Below are 24,749 nucleotides of genomic sequence, written 5' to 3' on the forward strand. Positions count from 1 at the left end.
CCGACGGGAGCGCGCTGCGTCACTTCGGCTCGCGCGTCCGCCACGCGCCGGGTGTGACCCCGGTCCAGCGGCGGAACGCGCGGCTGAAGTTCGCGGCGTCGGAGTAGCCGAGCCGCGCCGCGATCTCGTCGAGGCCGAGCTCGTCGCGCAGCAGCACGAGCGCGCGGGCGCGGCGCGCGTCCTCGAGGAGATCGCGGAAGCTCGTGCCTTCCTCGGCGAGGCGCCGCTTGAGCGTGCGCGTCGAGACGTGCAGCGCCTTCGCGACCTCTTCGATCGTCAAGAACCCGCCGCTCGCGCGCGGCAGCACGCGCGCGACGCGCTGCGAGAACGGATCGCCGGCGCGCAGCTCGGCGAGCTCGCGCTCGCACTGCTCGAGCGTGAGGCGCAGCGCGGCGGGATCCGCGGTGACCAGGCGCGCGGCGAGCGCCGCCGCCGGGAACGTGATGCGATGCACCGGGCACCCGAACCGCGCCGGCCGGAGGAGGTGCGCGAAGCGCCGGTAGTAGCTCGGCTCGTCGAACGCGAGCTCGACCTGGTACGCCGCGTCGGCTCCGGTCAGCGCGCGCGCGAGCTGCACGATGCCCACCGTCAGCGCGAGCACCACCGCGTCGCGCGCGGAGCCGAGATCGGCGTGCTCGAGCATGACGAGCGCGGCGCCCTCGGGCCCGGTCTCGAGCCGCAACGACAGCGCCGTCGTGCGCGTCGGCGCGAAGCGCACCGCGACCTGCGCGGCGTCGCCGAGCGTCGGCGCCGCCATCGCCGCGAGCCCGAGGAACCCGTGCGACGCGATGCGCATCTGCAGGCCGACGTGGAACCCGAGGCCGGGCTCGCCGGTCAGCTTGCGCGCCCGCTCGACCAGCCGCTCGACGTCGGCGAGCGTGAGCCGCGCGTCGGGCTGCGCGAGCGCGTCGGGCGTCCATCCCGAGCCCGCGAGCAGCGCGTCGACGTCGATGCCCCAGCGCTCCACCACGTCGGCGAGGTGGAGCGCGTGGATCGCGGGGATGGTGTGCGCGTCGGGCGCGTGCATCGGGCGGCCGAGAGTCTCGCGAAAACACGAGATCATGGCGAGCTGGCCCGAAATGACAAGAGCTTGGCACCGCCTGACTTCGCGGGCGCCGCGCATCGCGCGGAGAGTGTCGTGGAGGAGGCCTGCAGCAGCATGAACGGCACGCAGACGCTCGAGGTCCGCAACCTGACCTTCGCGACCGGCGCGGACGTCCCGCGGCACTGGCACGGAGGTCGGCGCTCGGTGACGCGCTTCCTCGACAACCTCTCGATCTTCTTCCCGGAGGGCGAGCGCTTCTTCGTGATGAGCGTGCAGGCGCACCGCCACGTCGTGGAGAACGACCCGGTGCTGCGGAAGCTGGTGCGCGACTTCTGCGCGCAGGAGGGCATCCACGGACGAGAGCATCGTCGATACAACGACATGCTCCGCGCGCAGGGCCTGCCGGTCGACGAGATGGAGCAGTCGGTCGTGCGGATCTTGAAGCGCGCGAAGCGCACGCTGCCGCCGCGCACCCAGCTCGCGGTGACGGCCGCGCTCGAGCACTTCACCGCGCTCATGGGGCACCTGATCCTCGCGCGCCCCGCGCTGCTCGAGGGCGCGCACCCCGAGATGGTCGCGCTCTGGCGATGGCACGCGGCGGAGGAGAACGAGCACAAGGCCGTCGCGTTCGACGTGTATCGCGCGGCGGGCGGCAACTACGCGGAGCGCAGCGTGATCATGCTCGCCGCGACCGCGGTGTTCTGGGCGAAGGTGCTCGAGTTCCAGACGCGCATGATGGCGGAGGACGGCGACGCGCTCTCGGCGCGCGAGTGGATCGCGCTGGTGCGCTTCCTGTTCGTCGAGCCGGGCGGTCTGCAGGAGGTGTGGCGGCTCTGGGCGGACTGGTTCCGTCCGGGGTTCCATCCGAACGACATCGACTCCGCGGGCGCCATCGCGGCGTGGCAGGCGAGCGCGGGCGCGTGATGGGGCTGCTCTCGCTCGTCGAGGGGCTCTCGCACGTCGCGCTGCGGGCGCGTGGGCTGCGTGGTCGCATGATCGACACCGCCGTCGGGCGGGTGCACGCGTACGTGGGGCGCGGGCACGGCGCGCTGCCGCCGGTCGTCATGGTGCACGGGATCGGCTCGGCGGCCGCGCCGTTCGCGCCGGTGATCGCGCGGGTGCAGGAGCACGTGCGCGCGGTGATCGCGCCGGAGCTGCCGGGCCACGGATGGAGCGCGCCGCCGCGCGGACGTCTCGCGCCCGATACGCTGTTCGAGGTGATGGGCGCGGTGATCGATCGGCTGATCGACGAGCCCGCGGTGGTGGTCGGGAACTCGCTCGGCGGCGCGGTCGCGCTGGACTACGCGCGCACGCGGCCCGAGAAGGTGCGCGCGCTCGTGCTGCTCTCGCCCGCGGGCGCGCGGATGAGCGAGGACGAGCTCGAGGCGGTGCGGCGCGTGTTCCATCTGCGCTCCACCGCCGATGCGATCGCGTTCGTCGAGCGGGTGTATCACCGCGCTCCGCCGGGCGCGTCCTGGGTCGCGGGTGACGTGCGGCGGCAGATGGGGCGCGCGGTGGTGCGTGAGCTGCTGGCGAACGTGCGCAGCGATCACGGGTTCGATCCCGACGCGCTGCGTGGGCTGACGATGCCGGTGACGCTGATGTGGGGCCGCTCGGAGCGCGTGTTGCCCGCGAGCGGGCTCGCGTACTTCCGGGCGCATCTTCCGGCGCACGCGCGGGTCGAGGAGCCGGAGGGCGTGGGGCACTGTCCGCACCTCGATCGGCCGGGGCTGGTCGCGCGGCGGATCGTGGAGGCCGCGATCAGCGGCAGCGCTCTCGAAGGAGCTCGAGCGCACGCGGGTGATCCTCGGGCGTGAGGACCCACGCGACCGCGTCGAAGCGGAGCGGGCCGGAGAGACGGTTCGCGAAGACGAGAGAGTGCGCGGGTGCGGCCGCGTCATCGGCAGCGGCCGCGCTCTCGCAGCGGAGGCCCGCGCAGCGCAGCGGGACCCGGGCGAAGCGGGCGCGCGCGTCGGCCGCGAAGGTCTGGGCGTCGGCGTCGCGGAGGCACTCGGCGACGAGCGCGGTGCGAGGGCCGGCCTGGATGCGGCGCGCGCGGAGGGTCGCGTCGTAGAGCGACGGGTCCTGGAGCGCGATGCGATCGTGCAGCGCGCACGCTTCGTCGCGATGGGCGAGGGCGGCGAGGACGTCGTCGGGCTCGGTGGTCGGCGTGGTGTCCGGGTAGCGGATCAGCGCGTAGGGCTCGCACCTGTCGTCGTGCTCGCGCGCGAGGAGGATCGCGCGGTCGCCGACGCGACATCGGGTGCTGCCGGGCTCGCACTCGATGGCGCCTTCGCGGAGGACGAGCGCGGGGGAGAGGCAGGTGCCGAGCTCGCGCGGGAACGATGCGTCGAGCACGAGGATGCCGCGCTGGCCGAGCGGCTCGAGCGTGGTGGGCGACGGCGGATGCGCGTCGCACGGGGTCGGCGGTGGAGGCTCGATCGCGTCGGGGACGTCGGTGTCGGGGATCGCGGCGAGCTCTTCGCCGGTGGTCGCGAGGACGTCGGGCTCGTGGGGTGGTGGGGTGGGCGCGCAGGACGCGAGCAGGAGCACGAGCACGAGCACGTCGGACGAGGACGAGGACGGGATGGTGGGCTGGCGGGTCACGGGGGATCGCCGAACACGATGTCGAGTGTCTCCTTCGACACCGCGCGCTCGAACAGCGGCGCGAGCGCCGGGCTGGTCAGCCGCTTCGCGGTCTCGAGGTCGACCCACGACGCACGATCGACCTCGGGGAAGCGCTGGAGGCGCCCCGAGCGCGGCGGCCACTCGAGCTCGAACTCGTTGCTCACGATCCGCGACGGATCGAAGTCCGCGCGCGCCGCCCATGCGTGCACGCGCTTGCCGCTCTTGAGCCGCACGTCGCCCAGCGCCACGTAGGGCGGCGCTGGCGGTGTGACCCCGAGCTCCTCGACGACCTCGCGCTGCGCCGCGGCGAGCGGGTCCTCGCCCTCTTCGATCATCCCCTTCGGGATCGACCACGCACCTTCGTGCTTCTTCGCGAAGAAGGGCCCGCCTGGATGCACGACGAGCATCTCGATGCCGCGCGCACCGCGTCGCAGCAGCACCATCCCCGCGCTCACCTCGCGGCTCGTCCGACGTCGCCGATCGCGGTTCAATCCCGGTATGCGCTCCCCCGCTCGCGGATCATCGCACGAGCGATGGGCGCTCTCGCAAGGGCGTCGTCGCCCGGACTGCGCGAGCGTGCGGCGATCGAGCATCCGGCGACCATTCACCCAGCGAGCGTCATCGGCGCCGGCGATACCTCGACCCATCCGCCATCGAGCTGGATTGCGGGCGGCGATACCTCGACCCATCCGCCGTCGAGCTGGATTGCGCTCGGCGATGCCTCGACCCATCCGCCGTCGAGCTGGATTGCGCTCGGCGATGCCTCGACCCATCCGCCATCGAGCTGGATTGCGCTCGGCGATGCCTCGACCCATCCGCCATCGAGCTGGATTGCGCTCGACGATACCTCGACCCATCCGCCATCGAGCTCGAGCTTCCCGGCCCCGCGCTCCTCAGCCGTGGTACACGCGCGATGCGACGAACCGGCCGCCCTGCACGTCGAACACGTTGCACACCGGCATCGCGGGCTCGCCGTCGACGTGCCGCACGTACTCGAGCGCGACGCGATCCTCGCTCGCCGCGATCCCGACGAGCTCGTAGCGCAGGCTCGGGGTGCGCTCGAGCGCGCCGCGCCACCACGCGCGCAGCGCCTCGCGTCCCACGATGCGCGCCGCGGCGATCTTCGGCGACGTATGGGTCGCGTCGTCGGCGTACAGCGCGACCATCGCGTCGACGTCGCGCGCGTTGAACGCGTCGAGCCACCGGCGCGCGAGCTGCTCACTCTCGGTGCTCATCGGAACGGGTGCTCCTCTCCTCGCATCAGCTCGCTCGCCAGGCGCGACGCCGGCAGCTCCCACCGCGCGACGCTCGCGAGGTCGAGCTGGGGATCGCGCAGCGCCCGCAGCATGCGCAGCGTCGCGCGTGCGCTCTCGACGTCCCCGCTCGCCGCCTGCGCGTGCGCGCGCACCGCGAGCCACGACGCGCGCCTCGGGCCGTGCTCGTGCGCGGCCGCGCTCGCGAGCGTGCGCTCGGTCGCGCCTTCCACGACGTCCAGCAGCGCGCCGAGGTACTCGAACGCCTCGGCGTGGCGCTTGCGCGGAAGCGGGCGCGGCACCGCGTCGAGCAGCGCACGCGCCGAGCGCGCGTCCTTCGCACGCAGCGCGAGCACGGCGCGGTAGTACGCGATCGACGTCCGGTACTCGCCCGGCACCGGACGCGCCGCGATCGGCTCGATCAGCGTCGAGAGCTCGACGTCGCCCGCGAGCGCCCGTCGATCGAGCGCCACGAGCGCGATCCACGGCAACAGCAGGATCGCGCTCTCGACGGTCAATCGCGCTCCGCCGCGTCGCACCAGGCGCGCACGTGCGGGTGCGCGAAGATCGCCTCGGAGTAGCGCGCCGCCGTGTCGTCGAGCGCGACGCCGTAGCTGCGGAAGCGCGTCACCACCGGCGCGTAGAAGCAGTCGGCGATCGAGAACGCGCCGAAGAGGAAGTCACCGTTCTGTCCCCATTTCGCGCGGGTCTCGCGCCAGATCGCCATCACACGATCCGCGTCGGCGCGCGCCTCGGGCGAGAGCTCCTTCTTCGTGCGCAGCTCGACGTCCATCGACATCTCGGTGCGCATCGCGACGAAGCTCGAGTGCATCTCCGCGCTCACGCTGCGCGCGATCGCGCGCGCGCTCGGATCGCTCGGCCACAGCGACGGCACGCGCTCCGCGGCCCACTCGCAGATCGCGAGCGAGTCCCAGATCGTCAGCTCACCGTCGATCAGGAGCGGCACCTTCCCGCTCGGCGAGACCGCGGCGATCTGCGCCCTGGTGTCGGGCCTGCGCAGCCGGACGACGTGCTCGTCGAACGCGATGCCGCCCTGCTTCAGCGCGAGCCAGGGCCGCATGCTCCACGACGACCAGCGCTTGTCTCCGATCACCAGCGTCCGCATCTCGCTCACCCTCCGTCGCGCACGAGCACGAACATCAGGAGCCCGAAGAGCGCGACCAACGAGACGATCTCGATCCAGTTGAACTTCCCGTCGTCCTCGATCGCGCGCGAGAGGATCGCATAGGTCGGATAGATCAGCGCGAGCGCGAGCGTGGTCGGGATCGTGATCGGCACGGTCTCGTCGTGGAGCACGCCGATCGTGTTGAAGAACGCGATCATCAAGCAGCAGAACGCCATCACGTTGAAGAGGTTCTGCGTGAGCCCGCCGAACGTGTTCGAGAGCGCGATCAGCGGCTGCTTCTTGTAGTGCGCGTTGAGCACGATCACGTACGTCGGGACGCCCGCGATGATCGCGAGGATCAGCGCGACCGCCATGCGCGACAGGTCGGGGAACGCGGCGACGATCGCGTCGCCGACCTCGCTCATCGACTCGCCGCCGAGGAACGATCCGAACACGCCGAGCACGAGCAGACCCGCGACGCCGCCGTACGTCTTGGGCACGCCGTGGTGCGCTTCTTCCGGCTCCTTCTTCGGCGTCGGCTCGCCTTCCTTCTTCTCCTCGGCACCGAAGTAGCGCACGAGGCTGACGAGGAACGTGCCGAACACCGCCATGAGCGCGAAGCCGACGAAGTAGAGCTCGGGCACGCCGATGCGATCGATCGGCGAGCCGAACTCGCGCAGGACGATCATCGTGATCGCGAGCGCGAGGCACAGGCCGCCGCCGAAGCTCAGGAGGTCGGTGCCCGCGCGCACGATCGGCATCGGGATCGACGCGGTGCCGCGATCCTTCGGCATGATCACGGCGTAGAGCGCGAACGCCATCGAGTTCGTGTAGACGCTCATCAGGCCGATCACGAACGCCATCGTCGGATCGTCGACGACGAAGAACCCGAGCAGCGCGATCTCGGGCACGTTCGACACCACCGCGGCGATCGTCCCGCCGACGAACTGGTTCCACCCGAGCAGCGCGCTCATGCCCTCGACGCTCATGATCAGCGCCTCGCACGAGCCCGCGATCAAGCAGAGCCCCGCCAGCGCCTCGAGCCCGCCGCCCGCCAGCCCTGGCACGTGCACGACCTTCAAGATCCCCGCGAGCACGAGGCCCGCGACGAGGATCCAGCCCCAGATCGGCATCGAGAATTTCGTCTTCGCGTCGGCCATCGCGCGCCAGCCTCGTGTGGGCGCGCGCGAGCGTCAAGAACCCGGGGCGCGCGTCAGAGCTGGACGGTCGCGTACACGACCGCGCCGACGAACGGATCCGAGTAGACGATGTGCGGCCGCCGATCGGGGCCGATCACCATGTCGGCGTGCACGCGCTCGGGCACCGCGCCGATCACACCGACGACGTCGACGACCCACTCGAGCTCGCCGCCACGACGCACCTGGCGCCAGTACTCGAGCTGCGTCTCGGGGCTTTCGACGCGCGCGGTGAGCAGGTGCAGGAGGCCGTAGGCGTCGGTCTCGATGACCATCGGATGGCGGCCGGGGCGATTCAGGATCGAGATGTCGTCGATCAGCGTGGTGATCGCGATCGGACCGCTGCCGGTGAAGCGCGCGAGACGGACCGCGCCGCGCTGCTCGGCCCAGTCGAGGTACGCGAGGAACGTCTCGTCCCCGACGAGCGCGAGGTCGACGCCGATGCCCGACGCGCGGTCCTCGATCTCGCTGTTGTCGATCATGCGCGCGGCCGACCACGAGGCCGCGGCGGTCGAGACCGAGTACGACGGCGCCGACACCGCGAGCGAGACGCACCACTGAAACGCGTAGTGCATCGCGGAGCCCGCGCCCGCCGCGAGCGCCACCGCGCCGACCCCCTCGATGCCGGGATCGCCGTCGCTGCGCACGTTCACGTCGATCGCCCACGTGCCCTCGCCCGTCGCGCGTCGCACCGCGTTGCGGCCGGTCTCGTCGTCGTGCCACGCGACGACCGGGAGCCCTGCCGCATCGATCTCGATGTCGACCGCGCCACGCGCGCCGACCGAGATCGCGACCGGATCGGGCTCGGACAATAGGTTCCCGCGCAACGTGCGGTGCTGGATCTCGTGCCCGACGTCGGAGCGGACCCAGTACGCGAGGTGGTGCGTGTCGGCGCCCTGCGTCGCGAGCGCGACCGACGTGCCGACCCACTCGCCCATCACCGCGACCGGTCGGATCACCGGCCCGGCGGCGGCGTGCTCGGGCGCGTCCTCGTGGAAGCGCAGCGTGCGCAGCTCGGCGAGGTCGGGCCCGTCGTACGAGTCGTACGCGATGACCACGACGCCGTCGCTGCCGCGCGTGATCGCGACGTCGTCGAGCTCGAACGGCGCTCCCACGCGCTCGCTGACGCGGCCCGTGCAGACCTCGGGGAACGGCGCGACGAGGTCCTCCCACGGCGTGGGGCACGCGGTGTCGAGCGGGGTCGCCGGCGGATCGTTCGCGTCGATCGGGCCGCCGTCGTTCACGTCGCCCGCGTCCTCCTGCGCGACCGTGGCGTCCATGCCGCCGTCGTCCCGGGCGATGTCGTCGACGATGGTGAACCCGGAAAAATCAGGGATGCACCCCTGCGACAGCACCGCGGACAGCACCGCGAAAGCGAGCGCTGCTATCCTCCGCGGCGCAGTCGGATGTCGGACGCGCCCGCCCTCGAGAAGAGCGTCTTCGCCCCGGTGCGCATCGGTGACGTCGTCGCCGCGCGCTACCGCGTCACCCGCGAGATCGGCGCGGGCGGCATGGGCCAGGTGCTCGAGGTCGAGCACGTCGAGCTCGAGAAGCGCTTCGCGCTGAAGCTGGTGCGCCCCGATCGCTGGGACGCGACCCTCGACGCGCGGTTCCGTCGCGAGGCGCGCGCGCTCGCGAAGGTCACCACCGCGCGCGTGCCGCAGATCACCGACTTCGGCGTCGACCCCGGGTGCGGCCCGTTCTACGTCATGGAGCTCGTCGACGGCACGCCGCTCGACGTGCTGCTCGCGCGCGAAGGGCCGCTGCCCCGCGAGCGCGCGCTCGAGCTGGCGATCGGGATCGCGGAGGCGCTGGTGGACGTGCACGCGGCGGGCATCGTCCATCGCGACGTGAAGCCGAGCAACCTCGGCGTGTGCCGCAGCGGTCCGGTGCGAGTGCGATTGCTCGACTTCGGGCTCGCGACCGGCGTGGACGAGCGCTTCGGATCGAAGATCACCGAGAGCCGCAGCATCGTGGGCTCGCTGCCCTACATGGCGCCCGAGCAGTTCCACGGAGAGCGCCCGACGGTGCGCGTCGATCTGTGGGCGCTCGGCGTGATCCTCTACGAGATGCTGACGGGCGCGCTGCCCTTCGAGGCGCCGTCGACCGCGGCGCTGATGCACCAGATCCTCTACGCGCCGGTGCCCTCGTCGCACGACGCGCCGCGCAGCTGCGGGAGCGTGCTCGCGAAGCTGCTCGCGAAGGATGCCGGGGAGCGGCCGGCGAGCGCGAGCGAGGCGATCGAGCTGCTCGAGGGCGCGCTGGCGAGGCCCTCGTCGGGCACCTCGCGATCGTCGCTCGCCACGCGCGCGACCGCGCCCGACTTCGAGTCGTCGCCCGAGGTGCGCAGCAGCGGCGCGGCGGCGTCTGGCACGATCGTGCGGCCGTCGCGGGATCGCGAGGCGCGCATCATCGCGATCGGGATCGCGCTCGCGCTCGCGGGCATCGTCGCATGGGGCGCGAGCGTGTGGCTGATGCGGCGCGATGCGATCACCACGATCGAGCACGAGGCCGCGCCGGCACCGAGCGCAGCCCCCGAGCCCGCGAGCGCGCCGACGCCCGAGCCGGTGGTGGTGCCGTCCGCCGAGCCGGTGATGGAGCCAGCGCGCGAAGAAGAGACCGCGCCGGCGACGGTCACGGCACCCGAGGTGCCGCGCGAGCGAGCGCCGCGACAGCGAGGCCGCGCCGAGCGCGCCACGACGACCACCGCCGACACGCCGCCGGCGACGACCACGCCCGCGACCCCGCCGAGCGAGCCCGCGACGACGTGGGACGGCACGATCATCGAGCAGCACTGATGCGCTTCCACGTCCTCGTCGCGCTGATGATCGTCGTGCTGCCCGCGCTCGGGCGCGCGCAGGACGCTCCACCCGAGGATCGCGCGGGCACGCTCTTCGAGCGCGGCGTCGAGCGCCTGCGCGAGGGCGATCACGAGGCGGCCGCGGCGGCGTTCCGCGAGTCGTATCGCCTCGCGCCGCGCGTCACGACGATGTGCAACCTCGCGCTCACCTACGATCGCTGGGGGCCCGAGCACCGCGCGCAGGCCGCGCGCGCCTACCGCACCTGCGCGCGCGACGACGACACCGGTCGGTTCCGCACGTTCGCCGAGCAGCGCGTCGCGGAGATCGAGCGCGAGATCGTGCTCAGCGAGAGCGAGCCCACCGAGCACGAGCCGCCGCCGCCCGAGCCCGCGCCGCCGTCCGAGCCCGAGATCACGCCCCCGCCGCCGAGCGATCCGCTGCCGCCGCCCGAGCCCGATCACACGTCGCTCTACGTCGGGCTCGGCCTCGCCGCGCCCGCCGCGGGTGCGGCGATCACCGCGATCGTGCTCGCGCTCGACGCCCAGTCGACCGTCGACGATCTGCGCGACGAGCCATTCATCGTGCGCGGCAGCCCCGAGCACGATCGTCTCGAGCAGGCCCGCACCACGGCGACCGTCGCGACCGCGCTCTACGTGACCGCGGGCGTGCTCGCGGCCGGCGCGGCGACGCTCGTGATCATCGATCTCGCGGCGAGCGACACGAGCGAGACCCACGTCGCGATCCGCCCGAACGGGATCGCGATCGAAGGTCGCTTCTAGCGATCCGCGATCGCGCGTCCCTCCACGTCGACCACGCGCCCGAGCGTGTCCTCGTGCGTGCTGCACGGATAGGGCGTCGTGCGCGGCGCAGGAGGGTCGACGAAGAGCGGCTGCACGACCCAGCCCGACGCGAGCGCGTTGCACATCACGCGCACGTTCTGGCGATCGAGCACGATGGCCAGCGCGGTCGCGTCCTGCAGCATCGCGAGGTCTCCGTCGCTGTCGCCCGCGACGAGCACCGGGCGCAGCGCGGGATCGTCCTGACGCATCCGCTGCCGCGCGGAGGGCACACCGAAGATCTCGCGGTTGATCCAGCAGCGCTTGCCCTCGAGCCACGTCATCACCGGCGTCGCGAGCGGGCCCTCGCCGCACGCCTCGAAGCGCGACGTGCCGCGCCCCGCGTCGTCGTGCTCCATCCGCACCCCGACCACGCGCGCGGGATCGAGCCCCGCGATCTCCGCGATCGCTTCCACGATCGGCTCGGGCGACGCGCTCACGATCCACACCTCGACGCCGATCGCCTCGAGCGCGCGCGCGAGCTCGATCATCGGCGCGTGCAGCCGCGCGAAGCGCTCGACCTCGACCCCGCCGATCACCTCGCGCGCACCGATCGGCGCGACGCTCGCCGCGGTGAACGCCTCGCGCGCGATCGCGCGCAGCGCGTCGTCGGTGCGCCCGGCCGCGAGCACCTGTGCGATCACGCCGTACGTCGCGCGATAGAACGGCCCCACCGACACGGTGAACGCGGGCTCGCCCTCGGGCGTCGTGCCGCGCCACGCGAGGTGCGCGACGACGCGCCCCCGCTCGGTCGCGTCGCTCGCGCGCGCGAGCGCCTCGTGCGCGGCCGCGCTCAGCATCGCGTCGCCCTGCGGGATCACGCCCTCCGCGATCGCACCCCGCTCGATCAGGTGCGCGAGCACGAGGTCGCCGATGTCCCCGCGCATCATCGTGTTGTCCCAGTCGAACACCGCGACGCGACGGCCGTCGCGCGCGCCGAGCTCGCCGATCACGCGCTCGATGCGCGCCCGGTTCTCGGGCAGCCAGCCCTCTTCGCGCAGCGTCACCGGCACCCGCCGCTCCTCTCTCGCGCGCGTCGCGCCACACGCAGCGAGCACGACCCACCAGCACAGTCCCCACGCGACGACGTTCGTCCGCACATTCCGCGCGCCGAGCATACCCGCGATCTTTTCGTGACGGACGCCCATGGGCGCGCCCACCAACCGAGCGAGCACCACGGACGTGCGACGCGAGGAGTCGAGGCGCAGCGCGCCCCGGGGGTCCCTCCACGCGCCGGCGACGGTGCGCACGCCCGCGATCGGCCACGCGCTGCGAGGCCCGATCAATTGCGTTTGATTGCATCATTTGATTGGCACACGCAGGCACGACTTCACGCGGCACATCCGCTGCAGAACACGAGGCACCATGCACGATCGATCCATCCTTCCCTTGCGCGCCGCGCGAGCGCTGCGCCCCGCGTTCGCGCTCCTGCTCGGCATCCCACTGCTGCTCGCGCCGCGCGGCTGCGAGGAGCCCGGGGACCCGGACACCTGCTTCTGCGCCGACATCTACGCGCCGGTCTGCGGCGCGGACGGGCGCACCTACGGCAACGCGTGCGAGGCCGAGTGCGTGGGCGCGATGATCGCGCACGAAGGCGAGTGTGACGCGGGCTGCGTCTGCCCCGCGGTCTACGCGCCGGTGTGCGGCGACGACGGCAAGACCTACGGCAACACGTGCGAGGCCGCGTGCGCCGGTGTGATGGTCGTGCGCGACGGCGAGTGCGAGACGAGCTGCGCGTGCCCCGACGTCTACGCGCCGGTGTGCGGCCAGGACGGGCGCACGTACGGCAACGCGTGCGAGGCCAACTGCGCGGGCGTGATGGTCGATCACGAAGGCCGCTGCGAGTGCCCGGCGATCCCGCCGATCTACTGCGAGTGGGGCTACGTCGTCGATCAGAACGGCTGTCCCACGCCCGAGTGCCTGCCGCCTCCGACGTGCGAGCCGGTGATGTGCGAGATCGCCTGCGAGTTCGGCCACGTGATCGACGAGCGCGGCTGCGCGATCTGCGCGTGCAACCCGCCGCCGATGTGCGAGCCCGTCCTCTGCGACGTCTACTGCGAGCACGGCCACGCGCGCGACGAGCGCGGCTGCGAGACCTGCGCGTGCGACCCGCCGCCGGTGTGCGAGCCCGTCCTCTGCGACGTCTACTGCGAGCACGGCCACGCGCGCGACGAGCGCGGCTGCGAGACCTGCGCGTGCAACCCGCCGCCGGCGGACCTCTGCCTGAGCGACGACGAGTGCGGCGCGGGCGCGTACTGCGACCACACCGTGTGCCGCTCGCCCTGCGAGGGTCTGCCCGACGACCGTGCGTGCCCCGCGGTCTGCTACGGCGAGTGCCGTCCGACGCCGCCGCCCTCGTGCTCGGCGGACGCGGACTGCGCGGCCGGTGAGGTCTGCGTCGTGCCCGTGTGCATCTGGGACGACCCGAGCGCGCCTTGTCCCGACGAGGGCACCTGCGTCCCCGTCGAGCGCTGATCCTTCTCTTCACTCCCGGTTCCTCCTGCCGGCCCGGTCCCACCCGGGCCGGTTCTTTTTTGCCGGAGTGCTCGTCCCGCAGGTCCCGGACGGGAGCGCGCGAAGCGCGCGGACGGGAGGGAACGGCGGGCGAGCCGTTTTTCTTTTTCCGTCGCGTGGGAACCGGAAGGCGGCACGGCGCGTCTATCGCTCGCGTACTCTCGCGGAGAAGGACGCGGATGCAGTCACCACGCGACCCTCGGTCGATCCGGCCCGGCCTCGTCGTCGTCAGCACGCTGGTGCTCGCGCTGCTCGCGCTCGGAGTCGGCGGCGTCGTCACTCAGCACGCGCGTACGACCGACGACGACGAAGAAGAAGATCGCGGCGGCCGCACGTTCGTGCTCGAGCCCGCGACCGACGACGACGCCGATCGCGACGACGACGGATGGGCTCGCGCCGTCGACGATCCTGGCGCGGAGGGCTCGGCGCGCGAGGCGTGGGCGCAGGCGTTCACCGATCGCGACGAGCCGCTGCCGCCGCTCGTCGAGGCGGTCGTCGATCCGCAGATGAGCCGCTACCGCGCGGTGTACACCGAGGCGCCTCCGCCGTTCACGCCGATCGGCCGTCGCGGACGCGTGCTCGCGTCGAGCGGCCTCGACATCGACTCGGCGCAGCCCTGCGAGGTGCGCGTGCTGCCCGCGGCCGACAGCGGGTTCAACTGCCTCGTGCGCGTGATGTGCGGCGAGACGGTCGTGTACCCGAACCGCGCGCAGACCGCGGGCTACGTCGCGTGCGACCTCGGCGAGGGTGGCCCGAGCGCGGCCGCCGATTCGAACCCGAGCGTCACCGATGGCGATCCCGCGATCGCGTTCGACCTCGCGCGCGGAACCGTCACGGTGCGGGACGCCGATCGCGAAGGGCGCTCGCTATTCGAGGTCACGCTGCAGCTCGATCCGACCGCGCTCCGAGTGATGTGAGCGCGGCGTGACGCACGGCGATCAGCTCGCCTTCGCGTAGCGACGAAGCAGTCGATCGTCGGGCGCGAGCTCGCGCAGCACGTTCGCCACAGCCTGAGCGCGCCCTGCCGCACCCGCGCGCTCGTGGAGCCAGAGCCCCTGGCGCAGCGCTTCGATCGCTTCGTCGTCGCGACGCGCACGACGCAGCATCGCGCCGGCCATCACCCACGACGCCGCATCGCCCACGATCGCCGCGCGCTCACGCAGCGCGAGCGCGGCTTTGCGGTACTCGCCCTTCGAGGCGAAGCGCTGCGCGCGGCGCTTGAGGACGTCGGCAGGCTCGGTCGAGAGGACGGTCATGGCGAAGCTCCTTCGCCATGACGCTCAGCAATCGTCGATCCATCACGACACCGCGCGAGGCGCGACACGGAACGACTGCGCTTTCGTGCTCACGCCTCCGCGCGCGCGGACGGAACGCGCAGCTCACGCGTGAGCGCTGCGCGACATCCACGTCGCATCGTTGCGCTCACATTGCGTGCGCGGCGCGCGCGGTGCGCCGCCCACATCGACTCACGGCAGCTCGTCGATCTCCGCGATCACCTCGTCGACGTGCACGCCGGGATCGACGTCCTCCCACACGTGCCGGACGACGCCCTCGTCGTCGATCAGGAACGTCATGCGCGCGGTCATGCCCATCTGCATCGGCACGCCGTACTGCTGCGCGACGCGACCATCGAGATCCGCGAGCAGCTCGAAGGGCAGCTGGTGCTCGTCGTGGAAGCGACGATGCGACTCGACGTCGTCGGTCGACACGCCGAGCACGACCGCGCCCGTGCCCTGCAGCCGATCCCACGCGTCGCGGAACGCGCACGCCTCCGCGGTGCAGCCCGGCGTCGCATCGCGCGGATAGAAGTAGAGGACCACGGGGTGACCGCGGTACTCGGAGAGCTGCCGCACCCGCCCCGTCTGGTCCTGCAGCATGAACGCAGGCGCCGCCTCACCGACGGGCACCGGCGTCTCGCGCGCGGGCGCTGCTTCGGCGGTCGTCCCGCCGCCGCCGCTCACTTGCTGCGATCCTCCGCACGCCGCGAGCATCGCCGCGATCACCACGTTCCCGATCATCCGCAGCCGCATTCCGACCTCTCCTGTCGAGGCCACGGACATGCGCCGCCTCGCCCGGTTCCGCAATGACCGGACGGAGTGAACCACCGAGGACACAGAGGGCCGCAGAGGGGAGAAGCGCGCGCTCTCTGCGCCCTCTGCGGTGGATTCTCTCTGTCGTCGCTACAGGACGAACTGATCGCCCAACCGACAGATGTCGAGGTTGCGATCGCGGATGCGCGACAGCTCCTTCTCGACGCGCTGCTCGAACACCGGCTTGATGTGATAGAGGAGCACCGGCAGCTCGCGGTGATCGTGGAGCTTCTGCAGCTCCGCCTCGAGCGTCTCGGGCGTGTGGTGGCCGCTCACCTTCGCGAGCTTGTGGTGCTCGTCGGGGAACGAGATCTCCATCAGCAGCGCGCGGAGATCGCGCGTCGCGTTGAGCTTCTCCCAGAACCGCGTGGTCGGCCCGGTGTCGCCGGAGTAGCCGAGCGCACCGCTCGGCGTCTCCACGACGAAGCCCGACGCGTCGATCGTGTGGTGCACCAGCACCGGCGTGATGCGCATCCCGCTGAGCTCGGTCGTCTCCTCGGGCACGAGCGGGCGCAGCTCGATCGTCATCCCCGAGCTCCCCGCGGGGATCTTCGAGAAGTCGGGCCACAGCAGGTCGTTGAAGAAGTGCTTCTTCAGCACCTCGAGCGTCTCGGGGATGCCCGCGATCACCAGCGGCGGCCCGCCCTGCTGGCAGCGGTTGTCGGCGAGCGTCGCGAGGTCGCGCACGTGGTCGAGGTGCGCGTGGCTGACGAGCACCGTCTCGATCGCGTGCTGCTCCTCGAGCGTGAGCATCGAGGTCACCGCGCCGGCGTCGATCGCGACCTTCCCGTCGAGGAGGAAGCTCGAGGTCTTGTGCTTCGGCGTCTCACCGCCGTGGCAGCCGAGGACTCGTAGTTCCATCAGTTGCCGTCCCCGAAGCGCTCGCGCATCTCGAGGAACTCGAGGAACTCCTGCAGGCGCTGGACGTCGCCGACGACGAAGCCGTCGTCTCCTCCTTCGACGATCCGCAGACGACGCAAGCGCACCAGCACGTCCTCCGTCTCTTCTTCGCTGAGCCCGATCTCGGCCGCGAGATCGGTGCGCGTGATCGGGACCCAGACCGAGCCGTCGTCGCGCTCCTCGCCGATCATCTCCGCCTGGCGCGAGAGACCGAGGATCACGCGCGCCTTCGGGTCGCGGTGCATGAGCACCTCGATCAGCGCGTTCGCCGAGTCGAGCCGGCGCGCGAGCTTGGTGATCATGCGGACCGCGATCTCGGCGTTGCTGACGACCATCTGCCCGAAGGTGCGCGCGTCGATCACCAGGCAGCGCAGCGGCGAGAGCGCCTCTGCGGTGGCGTTGCGCGGCTTCGAGTTGAGGATCGCCATCTCGCCGAAGAACTCTCCGGGGCCGAGGATCGCGAGCGTCTTCGTGCCGTCGCGGGTCGCCTTGGTGATCCGGACCTGACCCTGCTGGATCACGAACATCGTGTTGCCGGGCTCGTCCTCGCGGAACAGCACCTCTCCCGGCTCGAAGGTGCGGCCGAACCGCGCGAAGAGCGCGTCGCCCTCGCCCATATGGCCTGTGAGCGTAACGGGTGCGCGAGGTGTGGTCAAAACGTGGATGTTCGCCGTCTCTGGCCGAGGAGCAGGGCGGCGGTGGCGGGCGCTGCGCGCGGATCGAGGGTGAGGTGCGTCCCGAGCAGCGCGAGATCGGCGGGCTCGTCGACGTCGTACCAGGGCGCGGTGAGCGCGATGCGCGACGGCGCGGCGCGCATCGTGTCGGCGAGCGCGTGGCGGGAGGACCAGCGGATGCGCGGATCTTCGAGGAACGTCGAGGGTGCGCGACCCGCGCTGCCGATGAGCGCGTAGCCGCCGTCGCTCGTCGGCGTGCACACGAAGTCGTCGTCGCCGAGCGCGATGCTCGCGCGACCGATCAGCGCGTGCGGCAGCGTGGGCGCGTCGGTGCCGATCACACACGCCGGGCCTGGCTCGCGATCGAGCGCGTGGCGCATGCGCGCGCCGAGATCGCCCTCGACCTGCACGATGGGCGGAGGCAGCTCGAAGCGCGCGCGGAGCTGCGCGAAGAACGGATGGAGCTCGGTCACGTGGAGCTCGGGGCGCAGCCCTTCGCGCGCACGCACGTGCTCGAGCGTGTCGATCACGAACGCGGCGTGGAGCTCGGCGGCGCGCACATCGCCGATCGCGCGCGCGAGGCGTGTCTTGCAGCGACCGGGGATCGGCGGGCGCGCGAAGATCGCGACGCGCATCAGCTCGGATCGACGAGCACGCCGCTCCGCACGATCGCCTCGCCGTCGACCACGACCGACGTGCCCGCCGCGCAGCACGGGAGCGATCCCGCCGCGCTCCATGCGACGCCGGTCACGTCCGACGCGGCATCGCCGAGCGCGAGGTGCAGGCCCGGCATGTTCTGATCGACGATCGCCTCGCCGGTGGACTCGACGATCCCGTAGTTGCATCCGATCGCGACGAGCCCGACACGATCGCGGTTCGGCGCCGACTCGATGCGCGCACGCAGCATCTGCTCGAGCACCGGATCGTCCTCGGCCGCGAGGCGCACCACGCGACCGTCGGCGATGTAGAGCGTGACCGGCGTGCTCGACGTCGCGTGTGGGCCGACCGCGGCGTTCGCGACGTACACGCCGTCGATCGAGTCCGGCACCGCGTAGAGCGCGCCCGCCGGGAGGTTGCCCCAGCGCCCCGGCTCGAGCTGACCGAGCTGCGGCATCCAGCGCGTCGCGGGCGAGGTCGCGATGCGCAGCCGCGTCCCGCTCGCGGAGCTCACGGTGATGCGCGTCGACGACGTCAGGCGCGCGAGCAAGCGCATGCCGTGGCCCGCGACCGCGTCGTAGTCGACGCGCAGCCCGCGCACGAACGCGAGGTGGCTGACGCCCGGCATGTGCGCGTGACGCACGCGCTGCCCGGTGAGCTTCGCGAGCAGCGCGCGACGCATCGTGATCTCGGGCGCGGGGGCGCTCGCGACGAACGCGCTCGCGGTCATGCCCTCGAGCACGACGTCGATGCCGACCGGGAGCTCGAGCAGAGGGCGTGGCCCGAGATCGTCGAGCCAGATCATCCGCGGCTCCGCGCCGCGCGCCTCGACCGCGCGCGCGAGCGCGTCGCCCATGCGCACCGACGTCGCGTCCGCGAAGATCGCGACGACCTCTCGCTCGCGCACCGCGAGCGCGCTGCCCACGACCTCGCGCGCCGCGAGATCGAGCTGCGAGACGGTGACCCGGGAGAGCGCCGTCGCCGACATGCTGCGATCCGAGTCTGGTCCGACGCTCGGGGCGCGGTCCACTCGGGACGCGCCCCACTTCCGCGCTCGGCGACTTCGTGATAGCGCCGCGCCATGCGTTTCCACCTCGCCGCGCTCGTGCTCGCGCTCGGCATCGCATCGAGCGCGCGCGCGCAGAGCGCCGAGGACGGCTGGGCTCCACCCACCGAGGAGGTGCGGCCGACCTCGGGCGAGGCGTCGTTCCTCAGCGGGCGCACGCTCGGCGTCGGGCAGGTGCTGATGGCCGCGGCGCTCGGATGGCCCGGGCTCTGGGCGCACGTCGAGCTCGCACCGGACTCGACGTTCAACGTCGGCGCGCGGGTCGCGGTGGTGTACGGCTCGCCGGTGATGGGGCTCGTCACCGGCGCGGGCGGCGAGCTGATCGTGCCGATGCGCGTCCATCTGTTCGGCGAGGGCGACGTCGATCTCGCGCTGCGGATCGCGCCGCAGGTCGCGCTCGGTGAAGGGCGGCTCTTCGGCGAGGCCGAGGGCGTGCGCGCGAACGATCTCGGGGTGTCGTCGCGGCTCGAGGTCGGACCGCGCCTCGGGTGGCGCGTCGCGGAGCGCGTCACGGTGCTCGCGGGCGTCGACGCGGGCGCGGGGGTGTCGTGGACGAACGGCGAGGACGTGCGCGCCATCGGCACGTTCAGCGCGACGCTCGGCATCGAGGCGCTGATGACGCTTCAGACGATGCTGTTCGCCGAGGTGTCGGGAGGCGCGGGCGTCGCGGACGGATCGGGGCGCGCGGTGCCGCTCTACCCGCAGCAGGAGATCTTCCGGCTCTCGCTCGGTCTCGCCTATGTGCTGTGAGCACCTGCCGGAGTGCTCGTCCCGCCGGTCCCGGACGGGAGCGCGCGAAGCGCGCGGACGGTAGGGCCCGGCGGGCGAGCCGATTCTTTCCCGGAGTGCTCGTCCCGCAGGCCCCGGACGGGAGCGCGCGAAGCGCGCAGACGGTAGGGCCCGGCGGGCGAGCCGATTTGTTCCCGGAGTGCTCGTCCCGCAGGCCCCGGACGGGAGCGCGCACGATCGTGTGCTCATAGCATGCATCTCACAGATAGGTCGCCGCGCGCTCGAGGGCCCGCCGCGCCTCGGCGCCGTGCGCGACCTTCTCGTGCGACACCACGAGGCGCGTCAGATCGGGCAGCGCCGCGAGGCGCTCGAGATCGCGGCGCAGCGCGCTGCGATCCTTCACGAACACCCGACGCACGAGGCGCGACACGCGCGGCCCGGGCGCGGAGCCGAGCAGCGTCGTGAAGAAGAAGCCCAGCGGATCGCGCTTGCGGTCCATGTTCATCACGCAGTCGTTGAGCACGACGGTCACGCCGTCGTCGGAGCGCACGATCATCGCGCCCTCCCCTTCGTCGACGCCGGCGAGCGTCTCGAAGCGCACGCTCGCATCGCCGACGTCGACGTCGGCGTAGGTCGCGTCGACGTGCACGACCTCCTCGACGCCCTTCTTCGCGCCGCGCGGCGCGACGACGCGCGCGTGCGGATAACGCGCGGCGTACGCCTTCGCATCGAGCCGGTGTCCTGCGTTCGGCACGACCAGGAACGCAGGCGCGCCCCACGCCTCGATGCGCTCCATCTCGCGCGCGCCGAGCGCGATGCCGCTGTGCACGACGAGCCGTCCGTCCGCGAGGCGAACGATCGTCATCGTTCGCTTCAGGGACATGCCGGGCAGCGACCCCCAGACGCGCCACAGGTTGCTCGCGAGGACCTCGATCGGCCCATGCGATAGGACCTTCCACTCCTCGAATGCTTTCGGCACCGTGGCTTGCTAGCACGAGCCCCGGAGGGAACGAGCGATGAGCACGACGATCGATCTCCGCACCCGAGCACACGCGGCTCGATGAGCGCCGACGATCTCGCTGCGCTCGCCGACGCGATCGCGCCGTTCCTCGACGATCCGCCGCTGCGCGACGACGTCGACCTCACGCGCATCGGACGCTATCGCGGCTTCGGCGAGGTGGTGGGCGCGATCGCGGCGCTGCGCGATCGCGGCGCGCGCGTGACCGTCGCGGGGCGCTCGCACGAGGGGGCGCCGGTGCTGCGCGTCGACATCGGCGACGTCCGCGCGAGCAGCGGCTCGCTCATGATCGCGGGCACTCACGCGATGGAGTGGATCGGCGTGGAGGTCGCGCTCGCGATCCTCGACGCGATCGCGGACGAGCCCGGCGATCGCCGCATCGTCGCGTTCCCGGTGCTGAACCCCGACGGCTATCGCCGCGCGGAGCGCGATCTGCGCTCGGGCAGGAAGATGCGTTACTCGCGCGCGAACGCGCGCGGCGTCGATCTCAACCGCAACTGGCCGACGCACTGGGCGCCCACCGGGCTCATCCCGCGCGTGCTGCCGCTGCTCGGGAGCGCGGGCTCGCACCCCGCGTCGGAGCCCGAGATCCGCGCGGTGCTCGACACGATCCTCGAGGTGAAAGAGGCGGGCCACACCCGACTCGAGCGCGCGCTCTCGCTGCACTCGTTCGGCGCGGTGTTGCTCCTGCCCTACGGCGGACGATGGGCGCTCCCGCCCGAGCATCCGCGCCTGCACGCGATGGCGCGCGAGGTCCGGCGCGCGCTGCGCAAGCGCTACGGAATTCGTAGCGTCGCGCGCTGGGTGCCCGGCTTCTTCGCGCACGGCATGGAGGTCGATCACCTGCTGCACGAGGGGATGTCGCCGCTGCTCGTCGAGTGCTCGCGCGGGGGTCTGTCGTTCTTCGATCCCTCGAGCTGGGTCGTGCCGTTCCGCTGGTACAACCCGCCGCGCCCGGTGCGTCACGTGACCGAGCTGCAGCACGCGCTGCTGCCGTTCCTCGGCTTCGGTCACGCGAGCGAATGAGGCGATCGACGCGCTCTCGCGCGTGCCCTATCGTCCGCCGCGATGAAGCTGTGGCTGATGAAGAGCGAGCCCGACGTCTTCTCGATCCAGGATCTCGCGCGTGATCGCACGACGACGTGGGAAGGCGTGCGCAACTACCAGGCACGCAACTTCATGCGCGACGACATGAAGGTCGGCGACCTCGTCCTCTACTACCACTCGAACGCGGATCCATCGGGCGTCGCGGGCGTCGCGCGGGTAGCGAAGCTGGCGTACCCCGACCCGACGCAATTCGACCCGAAGAGCGAGTACTACGACGAGGGCTCGCCGAAGGACGATCCGCGCTGGCTCATGGTCGACGTCGAGTTCGTCGAGGCGTTCGACGAGGTGGTCTCGCTCGATCGACTGAAGAGCGACAAGGCGCTCGACGGGATGCTCGTGATCAAGAAGGGACAGCGCCTGTCGGTGCAGCCCGTCGAGAAGAAGCACTTCGCGCGCGTGCTGAAGCTGGCAGGCGCGAAGACGAAGCTCTGAGCCCAGCGGGAGTGCTCGCCCGCGGAGGGCCCGCACGGGAGCGTGCGGAGCACGCGGACGGGAGGGCCCGGAGTGGGTGAGCCGATTGTTTGCCCAGCGGGAGTGCTCGCCCGCGGAGGGCCCGCACGGCAGCGTGCGGAGCACGCGGACGGGAGGGCCCGGAGTGGGTGAGCCGATTGTTTGCCCAGCTGGAGTGCTCGCCCGCGGAGGGCCCGCACGGCAGCGTGCGGAGCACGCGGACGGGAGGGCCCTCCGTGGGTGAGCCGATTTGATTGCCCAGCCCGGCTGGCGCGTCAGGTCTCTTCGACCTTCTTGCGGCGCGCTGGCTCGAGCTCGCGCGTCGGGCGGACCTGCTCGAGGCCCGGCTGCGACGGCGCGCGCGCCGGCGGGAGCGCGGTGAAGCGACCGGTGCTCGCCGAGGACGCGCGCTGGGGCATCGGGGCGCCGCTCGCATCGCGCGCCGGATAGACGTCGCTCTTCGTGCGCGGGGGCGGCGGCGGAGGAACGCTGCTGCGCGGCTCGCGCTCGGCGCGCGGCGGCGGGACCGGCGTCTGCGACATCGCGCCGAGCGGCGCGCTGAACGTCTGCGAGAGCGTGCGCTGTCGTCCGCTCAGCCAGCGATGCGCCTCGTGCACCGCGCCGAACGCGCAGATCCCGGCGCGATGCGAGCGCGCGACCATGTTCACGCGCACGACCGCCATCTCGCTGCCGAGCACGAACGCGATCTGCTCGAAGACGCGCGCAGTGAGGAGCCAGCGCCACAGCGCATCGCGCACGTCGGGCGGGAGCTCGATCGCGTCGGCGGCGCGCGAGTCGATCAGCGCGCGACGCACGCCGGTGCGCCCGACGAGAAGCTCGAGCGCTGCGGCGTACTGATCGACCTCGTCGACGTTCCGGAGCGTGCCGTGCTCGACGATGAACAGATAACCCGGTCGGGTCTCGACCTCGAGGCGACCGCTCGGCAGCTCAACGGTGTCCCCCATTGTGCGTGCGACGCTACCGCGGGTCGGTAGGGCGCGCCACGGGGGGTTGGGTGACGGAGATCACGAGGCGAAGTGGGCGAATCGGACGCCCGCGCGGCCGGATCCGAGCGCGCGGGCGCCGGCGGCGACTCAGCCGACCGTGGGCTCGTCGTACCGGACGATCGGGTTCCACGGCCCCGCGTTCGGACGCGGCTGCCAGTTGTGCCAGATCTCCGAGCCACGACCGAAGTAGAAGAGCTCGAGGCGGCCGTCCTGGTTCTGACCGATCGCGAGATCGGTCGCTTCGTCACCGAGCACTTCCTGGTCGGTGCCCCAGTCGCCGTTCGCGTGGACCTGCCAGAGGTTCCGGATCTTCTTGTCGCCGTCGACGTAGAAGACCTCGAGGCGCCCGTCGCGGTTCTCCGCGACGTCGATGCGCTTGGCCTTCACGCCGAGGCTCTCCTGGCCGTGCCAGTCGCCGTTCGGCTCGAGCTGCCAGTCGTGCCAGACGATGTCGAGATCGTCGCGCCAGAACACCTCGAGGCGACCATCGGCGTTGCTGCCGACGACGATCTCGCGCGCCTTGCCCTGCAGCGCCTCGGCGCCGAACCAGTCGCCGTTCGGCTCCTTCTGCCAGTCGTGCATCACGGCGCCGTTCTCGCCGACGTAGAACACCTCGAGGCGACCGTCCTGGTTGCGACCGACCGCGACCGCGCTCGCGACCTTCGCGAGCTTCTCCGGTCCGTTCCAGTCGCCGTTCGGCGCGAGCTGCCAGTCGTGGTGGAGCGCGCCGTCCGCGCCGACGTAGAACACCTCGAGGCGACCATCCGCGTTGCTCGCGACCGCGAGCGCCTTCGCCTTCGCCTTCAGGTCCTCGGCGCCCGCCCACTTGCCGCCCGGCGTGAGCTGCCAGTCGTGCATGAGCGTGCCGTCGGGCGCGACCCAGAAGACCTCGAGGCGTCCATCGGCGTTCACGCCGCAGCCGACCTCGATCGCGTTCTGCTTCAGCGAGCTCTCGCCCTCCCAGAGACCGTTGGGCCGGCTCTGCCAGTTGTGGCGGAGCACTCCGTCCTTGCCGACGAAGAAGACCTCGAGCCGTCCGTCACGGTTCCTGCCGATCGCGATCCGCTTCTCGCTGGAGATCTCACGCGTCATCTGAGAAGGCCCTCCGGGTGTTTCTCTGCATCGCACTCGCCCGCTGGAAAGGCAAGCGTCGCGGGCGTCCGCCGCCGAGCACTTGGGTGCCGCGGCGCGCGTTCCTAGCTCGCATCGACCGAGGAGGAACGACCCATGGAGATGACCGCTCGGATGCTCGAGATGACGCCCGGGATCCGCATGCGCAGCGACCGCGCGCTGCTCGCGTGCATCGACGCGTGCTTCGAGTGCGCGCAGGTCTGCACGCTCTGCGCGAACGCGTGCCTGCAGGAGCGCATGGTCGCGATGCTGCGCCAGTGCATCCGGCTCAACCTCGACTGCGCCGACGTGTGCGACGCGACGGGGCGCGTGCTCTCGCGCGTCGGTCCGCACGGCACGCGCATGGCGCGCACGATGGTCGAGGCGTGCGCGATCGCGTGCGAAGAGTGCGCGCGCGAGTGCGAGCAGCACGCGGACGTGCACGAGCACTGCCGGCTGTGCGCGGAAGCGTGCCGGCGCTGCGAGCGTGCTTGTCGCGCGCTGCTCGCGTCGTGATCGAGCGCTGACGCGACGCTGGCGAT

General features: G+C 72.0%; 28 protein-coding genes. 10 read left to right on the plus strand and 18 right to left on the minus strand.

Annotated features, from left to right (window positions below; genetic code table 11):
* Window positions 1–19 precede the first annotated feature (19 nt).
* Window positions 20–1,027 (minus strand): AraC family transcriptional regulator, encoded by a 1,008-nt coding sequence (locus DB32_RS37515; protein WP_053237464.1) that lies wholly within the window; start codon window positions 1,025–1,027, stop codon window positions 20–22.
* A 132-nt stretch (window positions 1,028–1,159) separates the two neighbouring features.
* Between DB32_RS37515 and DB32_RS37520 the strand changes: the two genes are divergently transcribed.
* Both DB32_RS37520 and DB32_RS37525 read left to right on the plus strand, forming a co-directional pair.
* Window positions 1,160–1,969, plus strand: a complete 810-nt coding sequence (locus tag DB32_RS37520; protein ID WP_053237465.1) for a metal-dependent hydrolase — start codon at window positions 1,160–1,162, stop codon at window positions 1,967–1,969.
* Complete coding sequence (locus DB32_RS37525; protein WP_157069948.1) at window positions 1,969–2,862, plus strand: alpha/beta fold hydrolase; 894 nt, start codon at window positions 1,969–1,971, stop codon at window positions 2,860–2,862. Before DB32_RS37520 ends, DB32_RS37525 begins: the two co-directional genes overlap by 1 nt.
* On the opposite strand, the gene DB32_RS37530 is transcribed toward DB32_RS37525, so the two are convergent.
* The 7 genes from DB32_RS37530 to DB32_RS37560 all read right to left on the minus strand — a co-directional run bounded on the left by DB32_RS37530 (window position 2,807) and on the right by DB32_RS37560 (window position 8,615).
* Window positions 2,807–3,652: a hypothetical protein gene (locus DB32_RS37530; protein WP_157069951.1), complete on the minus strand. Its 846-nt coding sequence runs from the start codon at window positions 3,650–3,652 to the stop codon at window positions 2,807–2,809. The two genes, DB32_RS37525 and DB32_RS37530, sit on opposite strands and share 56 nt — an antisense overlap.
* Complete coding sequence (locus DB32_RS37535; RefSeq protein WP_205627108.1) at window positions 3,649–4,128, minus strand: NUDIX hydrolase; 480 nt, start codon at window positions 4,126–4,128, stop codon at window positions 3,649–3,651. Before DB32_RS37535 ends, DB32_RS37530 begins: the two co-directional genes overlap by 4 nt.
* 438 nt (window positions 4,129–4,566) lie before the next feature.
* On the minus strand, window positions 4,567–4,908 hold the full coding sequence (locus tag DB32_RS37540) for a nuclear transport factor 2 family protein (protein ID WP_053237468.1): 342 nt from the start codon (window positions 4,906–4,908) through the stop codon (window positions 4,567–4,569).
* A complete protein-coding gene (locus DB32_RS37545) occupies window positions 4,905–5,444 on the minus strand; it encodes a hypothetical protein (protein WP_169791684.1) in 540 nt (179 codons plus the stop codon). The genes DB32_RS37540 and DB32_RS37545 overlap by 4 nt, the downstream gene beginning before the upstream one ends.
* On the minus strand, window positions 5,441–6,052 hold the full coding sequence (locus tag DB32_RS37550; RefSeq protein ID WP_053239091.1) for a glutathione S-transferase family protein: 612 nt from the start codon (window positions 6,050–6,052) through the stop codon (window positions 5,441–5,443). Before DB32_RS37550 ends, DB32_RS37545 begins: the two co-directional genes overlap by 4 nt.
* Window positions 6,053–6,057: 5 nt before the next feature.
* Window positions 6,058–7,212 (minus strand): hypothetical protein, encoded by a 1,155-nt coding sequence (locus tag DB32_RS37555; RefSeq protein ID WP_053237470.1) that lies wholly within the window; start codon window positions 7,210–7,212, stop codon window positions 6,058–6,060.
* 53 nt (window positions 7,213–7,265) lie between these two features.
* On the minus strand, window positions 7,266–8,615 hold the full coding sequence (locus tag DB32_RS37560; RefSeq protein ID WP_157069953.1) for a hypothetical protein: 1,350 nt from the start codon (window positions 8,613–8,615) through the stop codon (window positions 7,266–7,268).
* A gap of 39 nt (window positions 8,616–8,654) precedes the next feature.
* On the opposite strand from DB32_RS37560, the gene DB32_RS37565 reads away from it, so the two are divergent.
* On the plus strand, window positions 8,655–10,046 hold the full coding sequence (locus DB32_RS37565; protein WP_053237472.1) for a serine/threonine-protein kinase: 1,392 nt from the start codon (window positions 8,655–8,657) through the stop codon (window positions 10,044–10,046).
* Window positions 10,046–10,828: a hypothetical protein gene (locus DB32_RS37570; RefSeq protein ID WP_053237473.1), complete on the plus strand. Its 783-nt coding sequence runs from the start codon at window positions 10,046–10,048 to the stop codon at window positions 10,826–10,828. The genes DB32_RS37565 and DB32_RS37570 overlap by 1 nt, the downstream gene beginning before the upstream one ends.
* Here DB32_RS37570 and DB32_RS37575 read toward each other — a convergent pair.
* Window positions 10,825–11,985: an HAD family hydrolase gene (locus tag DB32_RS37575; RefSeq protein WP_169791685.1), complete on the minus strand. Its 1,161-nt coding sequence runs from the start codon at window positions 11,983–11,985 to the stop codon at window positions 10,825–10,827. The genes DB32_RS37570 and DB32_RS37575 overlap by 4 nt on opposite strands.
* 265 nt (window positions 11,986–12,250) lie before the next feature.
* Here DB32_RS37575 and DB32_RS37580 point away from each other — a divergent pair, with 265 nt between their 5' ends.
* A complete protein-coding gene (locus DB32_RS37580; RefSeq protein ID WP_083458271.1) occupies window positions 12,251–13,360 on the plus strand; it encodes a Kazal-type serine protease inhibitor domain-containing protein in 1,110 nt (369 codons plus the stop codon).
* A 218-nt stretch (window positions 13,361–13,578) separates the two neighbouring features.
* Window positions 13,579–14,316, plus strand: a complete 738-nt coding sequence (locus tag DB32_RS37585) for a hypothetical protein (RefSeq protein ID WP_053237476.1) — start codon at window positions 13,579–13,581, stop codon at window positions 14,314–14,316.
* A 21-nt stretch (window positions 14,317–14,337) separates the two neighbouring features.
* Here the strand turns inward: DB32_RS37585 and DB32_RS37590 are convergent, their stop codons facing one another.
* From DB32_RS37590 to DB32_RS47590, 6 genes are all read right to left on the minus strand, one after another.
* Entirely contained in the window at window positions 14,338–14,655 is a 318-nt protein-coding gene (locus DB32_RS37590; protein WP_053237477.1) for a hypothetical protein, read from the minus strand.
* Between the two features lie 210 nt (window positions 14,656–14,865).
* Window positions 14,866–15,429, minus strand: a complete 564-nt coding sequence (locus DB32_RS37595; RefSeq protein WP_205627109.1) for a peroxiredoxin — start codon at window positions 15,427–15,429, stop codon at window positions 14,866–14,868.
* A 150-nt stretch (window positions 15,430–15,579) separates the two neighbouring features.
* Window positions 15,580–16,350, minus strand: coding sequence for an MBL fold metallo-hydrolase (locus DB32_RS37600; RefSeq protein WP_053237478.1), 771 nt, complete (start codon window positions 16,348–16,350; stop codon window positions 15,580–15,582).
* On the minus strand, window positions 16,350–17,045 hold the full coding sequence (locus tag DB32_RS37605) for a Crp/Fnr family transcriptional regulator (RefSeq protein WP_240481301.1): 696 nt from the start codon (window positions 17,043–17,045) through the stop codon (window positions 16,350–16,352). The genes DB32_RS37600 and DB32_RS37605 overlap by 1 nt, the downstream gene beginning before the upstream one ends.
* Window positions 17,042–17,698, minus strand: coding sequence for a TIGR04282 family arsenosugar biosynthesis glycosyltransferase (locus tag DB32_RS37610; protein WP_157069958.1), 657 nt, complete (start codon window positions 17,696–17,698; stop codon window positions 17,042–17,044). The genes DB32_RS37605 and DB32_RS37610 overlap by 4 nt, the downstream gene beginning before the upstream one ends.
* Window positions 17,698–18,708: an aminopeptidase gene (locus DB32_RS47590; RefSeq protein ID WP_053237481.1), complete on the minus strand. Its 1,011-nt coding sequence runs from the start codon at window positions 18,706–18,708 to the stop codon at window positions 17,698–17,700. Before DB32_RS47590 ends, DB32_RS37610 begins: the two co-directional genes overlap by 1 nt.
* Window positions 18,709–18,801: 93 nt before the next feature.
* On the opposite strand from DB32_RS47590, the gene DB32_RS37620 reads away from it, so the two are divergent.
* Complete coding sequence (locus tag DB32_RS37620) at window positions 18,802–19,536, plus strand: hypothetical protein (protein ID WP_053237482.1); 735 nt, start codon at window positions 18,802–18,804, stop codon at window positions 19,534–19,536.
* Between the two features lie 238 nt (window positions 19,537–19,774).
* Here the strand turns inward: DB32_RS37620 and DB32_RS37625 are convergent, their stop codons facing one another.
* On the minus strand, window positions 19,775–20,398 hold the full coding sequence (locus DB32_RS37625) for a DUF4336 domain-containing protein (protein ID WP_240481302.1): 624 nt from the start codon (window positions 20,396–20,398) through the stop codon (window positions 19,775–19,777).
* A gap of 177 nt (window positions 20,399–20,575) precedes the next feature.
* On the opposite strand from DB32_RS37625, the gene DB32_RS37630 reads away from it, so the two are divergent.
* On the plus strand, window positions 20,576–21,559 hold the full coding sequence (locus DB32_RS37630; protein WP_053237484.1) for a M14 family metallopeptidase: 984 nt from the start codon (window positions 20,576–20,578) through the stop codon (window positions 21,557–21,559).
* A 42-nt stretch (window positions 21,560–21,601) separates the two neighbouring features.
* Window positions 21,602–22,072 (plus strand): EVE domain-containing protein, encoded by a 471-nt coding sequence (locus DB32_RS37635; protein WP_053237485.1) that lies wholly within the window; start codon window positions 21,602–21,604, stop codon window positions 22,070–22,072.
* Window positions 22,073–22,365: 293 nt separating this feature from the next.
* Here DB32_RS37635 and DB32_RS37640 read toward each other — a convergent pair whose 3' ends face one another.
* Together DB32_RS37640 and DB32_RS37645 are read right to left on the minus strand one after the other, a co-directional pair.
* Entirely contained in the window at window positions 22,366–23,055 is a 690-nt protein-coding gene (locus DB32_RS37640) for a hypothetical protein (RefSeq protein WP_053237486.1), read from the minus strand.
* Window positions 23,056–23,184: 129 nt separating this feature from the next.
* Entirely contained in the window at window positions 23,185–24,189 is a 1,005-nt protein-coding gene (locus DB32_RS37645; RefSeq protein WP_053237487.1) for a PLL family lectin, read from the minus strand.
* Between the two features lie 135 nt (window positions 24,190–24,324).
* Here DB32_RS37645 and DB32_RS37650 point away from each other — a divergent pair, with 135 nt between their 5' ends.
* On the plus strand, window positions 24,325–24,723 hold the full coding sequence (locus DB32_RS37650; RefSeq protein WP_157069961.1) for a four-helix bundle copper-binding protein: 399 nt from the start codon (window positions 24,325–24,327) through the stop codon (window positions 24,721–24,723).
* Window positions 24,724–24,749: the final 26 nt, after the last annotated feature.

The organism is Sandaracinus amylolyticus (genome assembly GCF_000737325.1).
Taxonomy (GTDB): Bacteria; Myxococcota_A; Polyangia; order Polyangiales; family Sandaracinaceae; genus Sandaracinus; species Sandaracinus amylolyticus.

Coding starts and splice junctions, on each gene's coding strand:
- DB32_RS37515 (WP_053237464.1), bottom strand. CDS start 1,027: ATGCACGCGCCCGACGCGCACACCATCCCCGCGATCCACGCGCTCCAC.
- DB32_RS37520 (WP_053237465.1), top strand. CDS start 1,160: ATGAACGGCACGCAGACGCTCGAGGTCCGCAACCTGACCTTCGCGACC.
- DB32_RS37525 (WP_157069948.1), top strand. CDS start 1,969: ATGGGGCTGCTCTCGCTCGTCGAGGGGCTCTCGCACGTCGCGCTGCGG.
- DB32_RS37540 (WP_053237468.1), bottom strand. CDS start 4,908: ATGAGCACCGAGAGTGAGCAGCTCGCGCGCCGGTGGCTCGACGCGTTC.
- DB32_RS37550 (WP_053239091.1), bottom strand. CDS start 6,052: ATGCGGACGCTGGTGATCGGAGACAAGCGCTGGTCGTCGTGGAGCATG.
- DB32_RS37555 (WP_053237470.1), bottom strand. CDS start 7,212: ATGGCCGACGCGAAGACGAAATTCTCGATGCCGATCTGGGGCTGGATC.
- DB32_RS37565 (WP_053237472.1), top strand. CDS start 8,655: ATGTCGGACGCGCCCGCCCTCGAGAAGAGCGTCTTCGCCCCGGTGCGC.
- DB32_RS37570 (WP_053237473.1), top strand. CDS start 10,046: ATGCGCTTCCACGTCCTCGTCGCGCTGATGATCGTCGTGCTGCCCGCG.
- DB32_RS37580 (WP_083458271.1), top strand. CDS start 12,251: ATGCACGATCGATCCATCCTTCCCTTGCGCGCCGCGCGAGCGCTGCGC.
- DB32_RS37585 (WP_053237476.1), top strand. CDS start 13,579: ATGCAGTCACCACGCGACCCTCGGTCGATCCGGCCCGGCCTCGTCGTC.
- DB32_RS37590 (WP_053237477.1), bottom strand. CDS start 14,655: ATGACCGTCCTCTCGACCGAGCCTGCCGACGTCCTCAAGCGCCGCGCG.
- DB32_RS37595 (WP_205627109.1), bottom strand. CDS start 15,429: ATGCGGCTGCGGATGATCGGGAACGTGGTGATCGCGGCGATGCTCGCG.
- DB32_RS37600 (WP_053237478.1), bottom strand. CDS start 16,350: ATGGAACTACGAGTCCTCGGCTGCCACGGCGGTGAGACGCCGAAGCAC.
- DB32_RS37610 (WP_157069958.1), bottom strand. CDS start 17,698: ATGCGCGTCGCGATCTTCGCGCGCCCGCCGATCCCCGGTCGCTGCAAG.
- DB32_RS47590 (WP_053237481.1), bottom strand. CDS start 18,708: ATGTCGGCGACGGCGCTCTCCCGGGTCACCGTCTCGCAGCTCGATCTC.
- DB32_RS37620 (WP_053237482.1), top strand. CDS start 18,802: ATGCGTTTCCACCTCGCCGCGCTCGTGCTCGCGCTCGGCATCGCATCG.
- DB32_RS37625 (WP_240481302.1), bottom strand. CDS start 20,398: ATGTCCCTGAAGCGAACGATGACGATCGTTCGCCTCGCGGACGGACGG.
- DB32_RS37630 (WP_053237484.1), top strand. CDS start 20,576: ATGAGCGCCGACGATCTCGCTGCGCTCGCCGACGCGATCGCGCCGTTC.
- DB32_RS37635 (WP_053237485.1), top strand. CDS start 21,602: ATGAAGCTGTGGCTGATGAAGAGCGAGCCCGACGTCTTCTCGATCCAG.
- DB32_RS37640 (WP_053237486.1), bottom strand. CDS start 23,055: ATGGGGGACACCGTTGAGCTGCCGAGCGGTCGCCTCGAGGTCGAGACC.
- DB32_RS37645 (WP_053237487.1), bottom strand. CDS start 24,189: ATGACGCGTGAGATCTCCAGCGAGAAGCGGATCGCGATCGGCAGGAAC.
- DB32_RS37650 (WP_157069961.1), top strand. CDS start 24,325: ATGGAGATGACCGCTCGGATGCTCGAGATGACGCCCGGGATCCGCATG.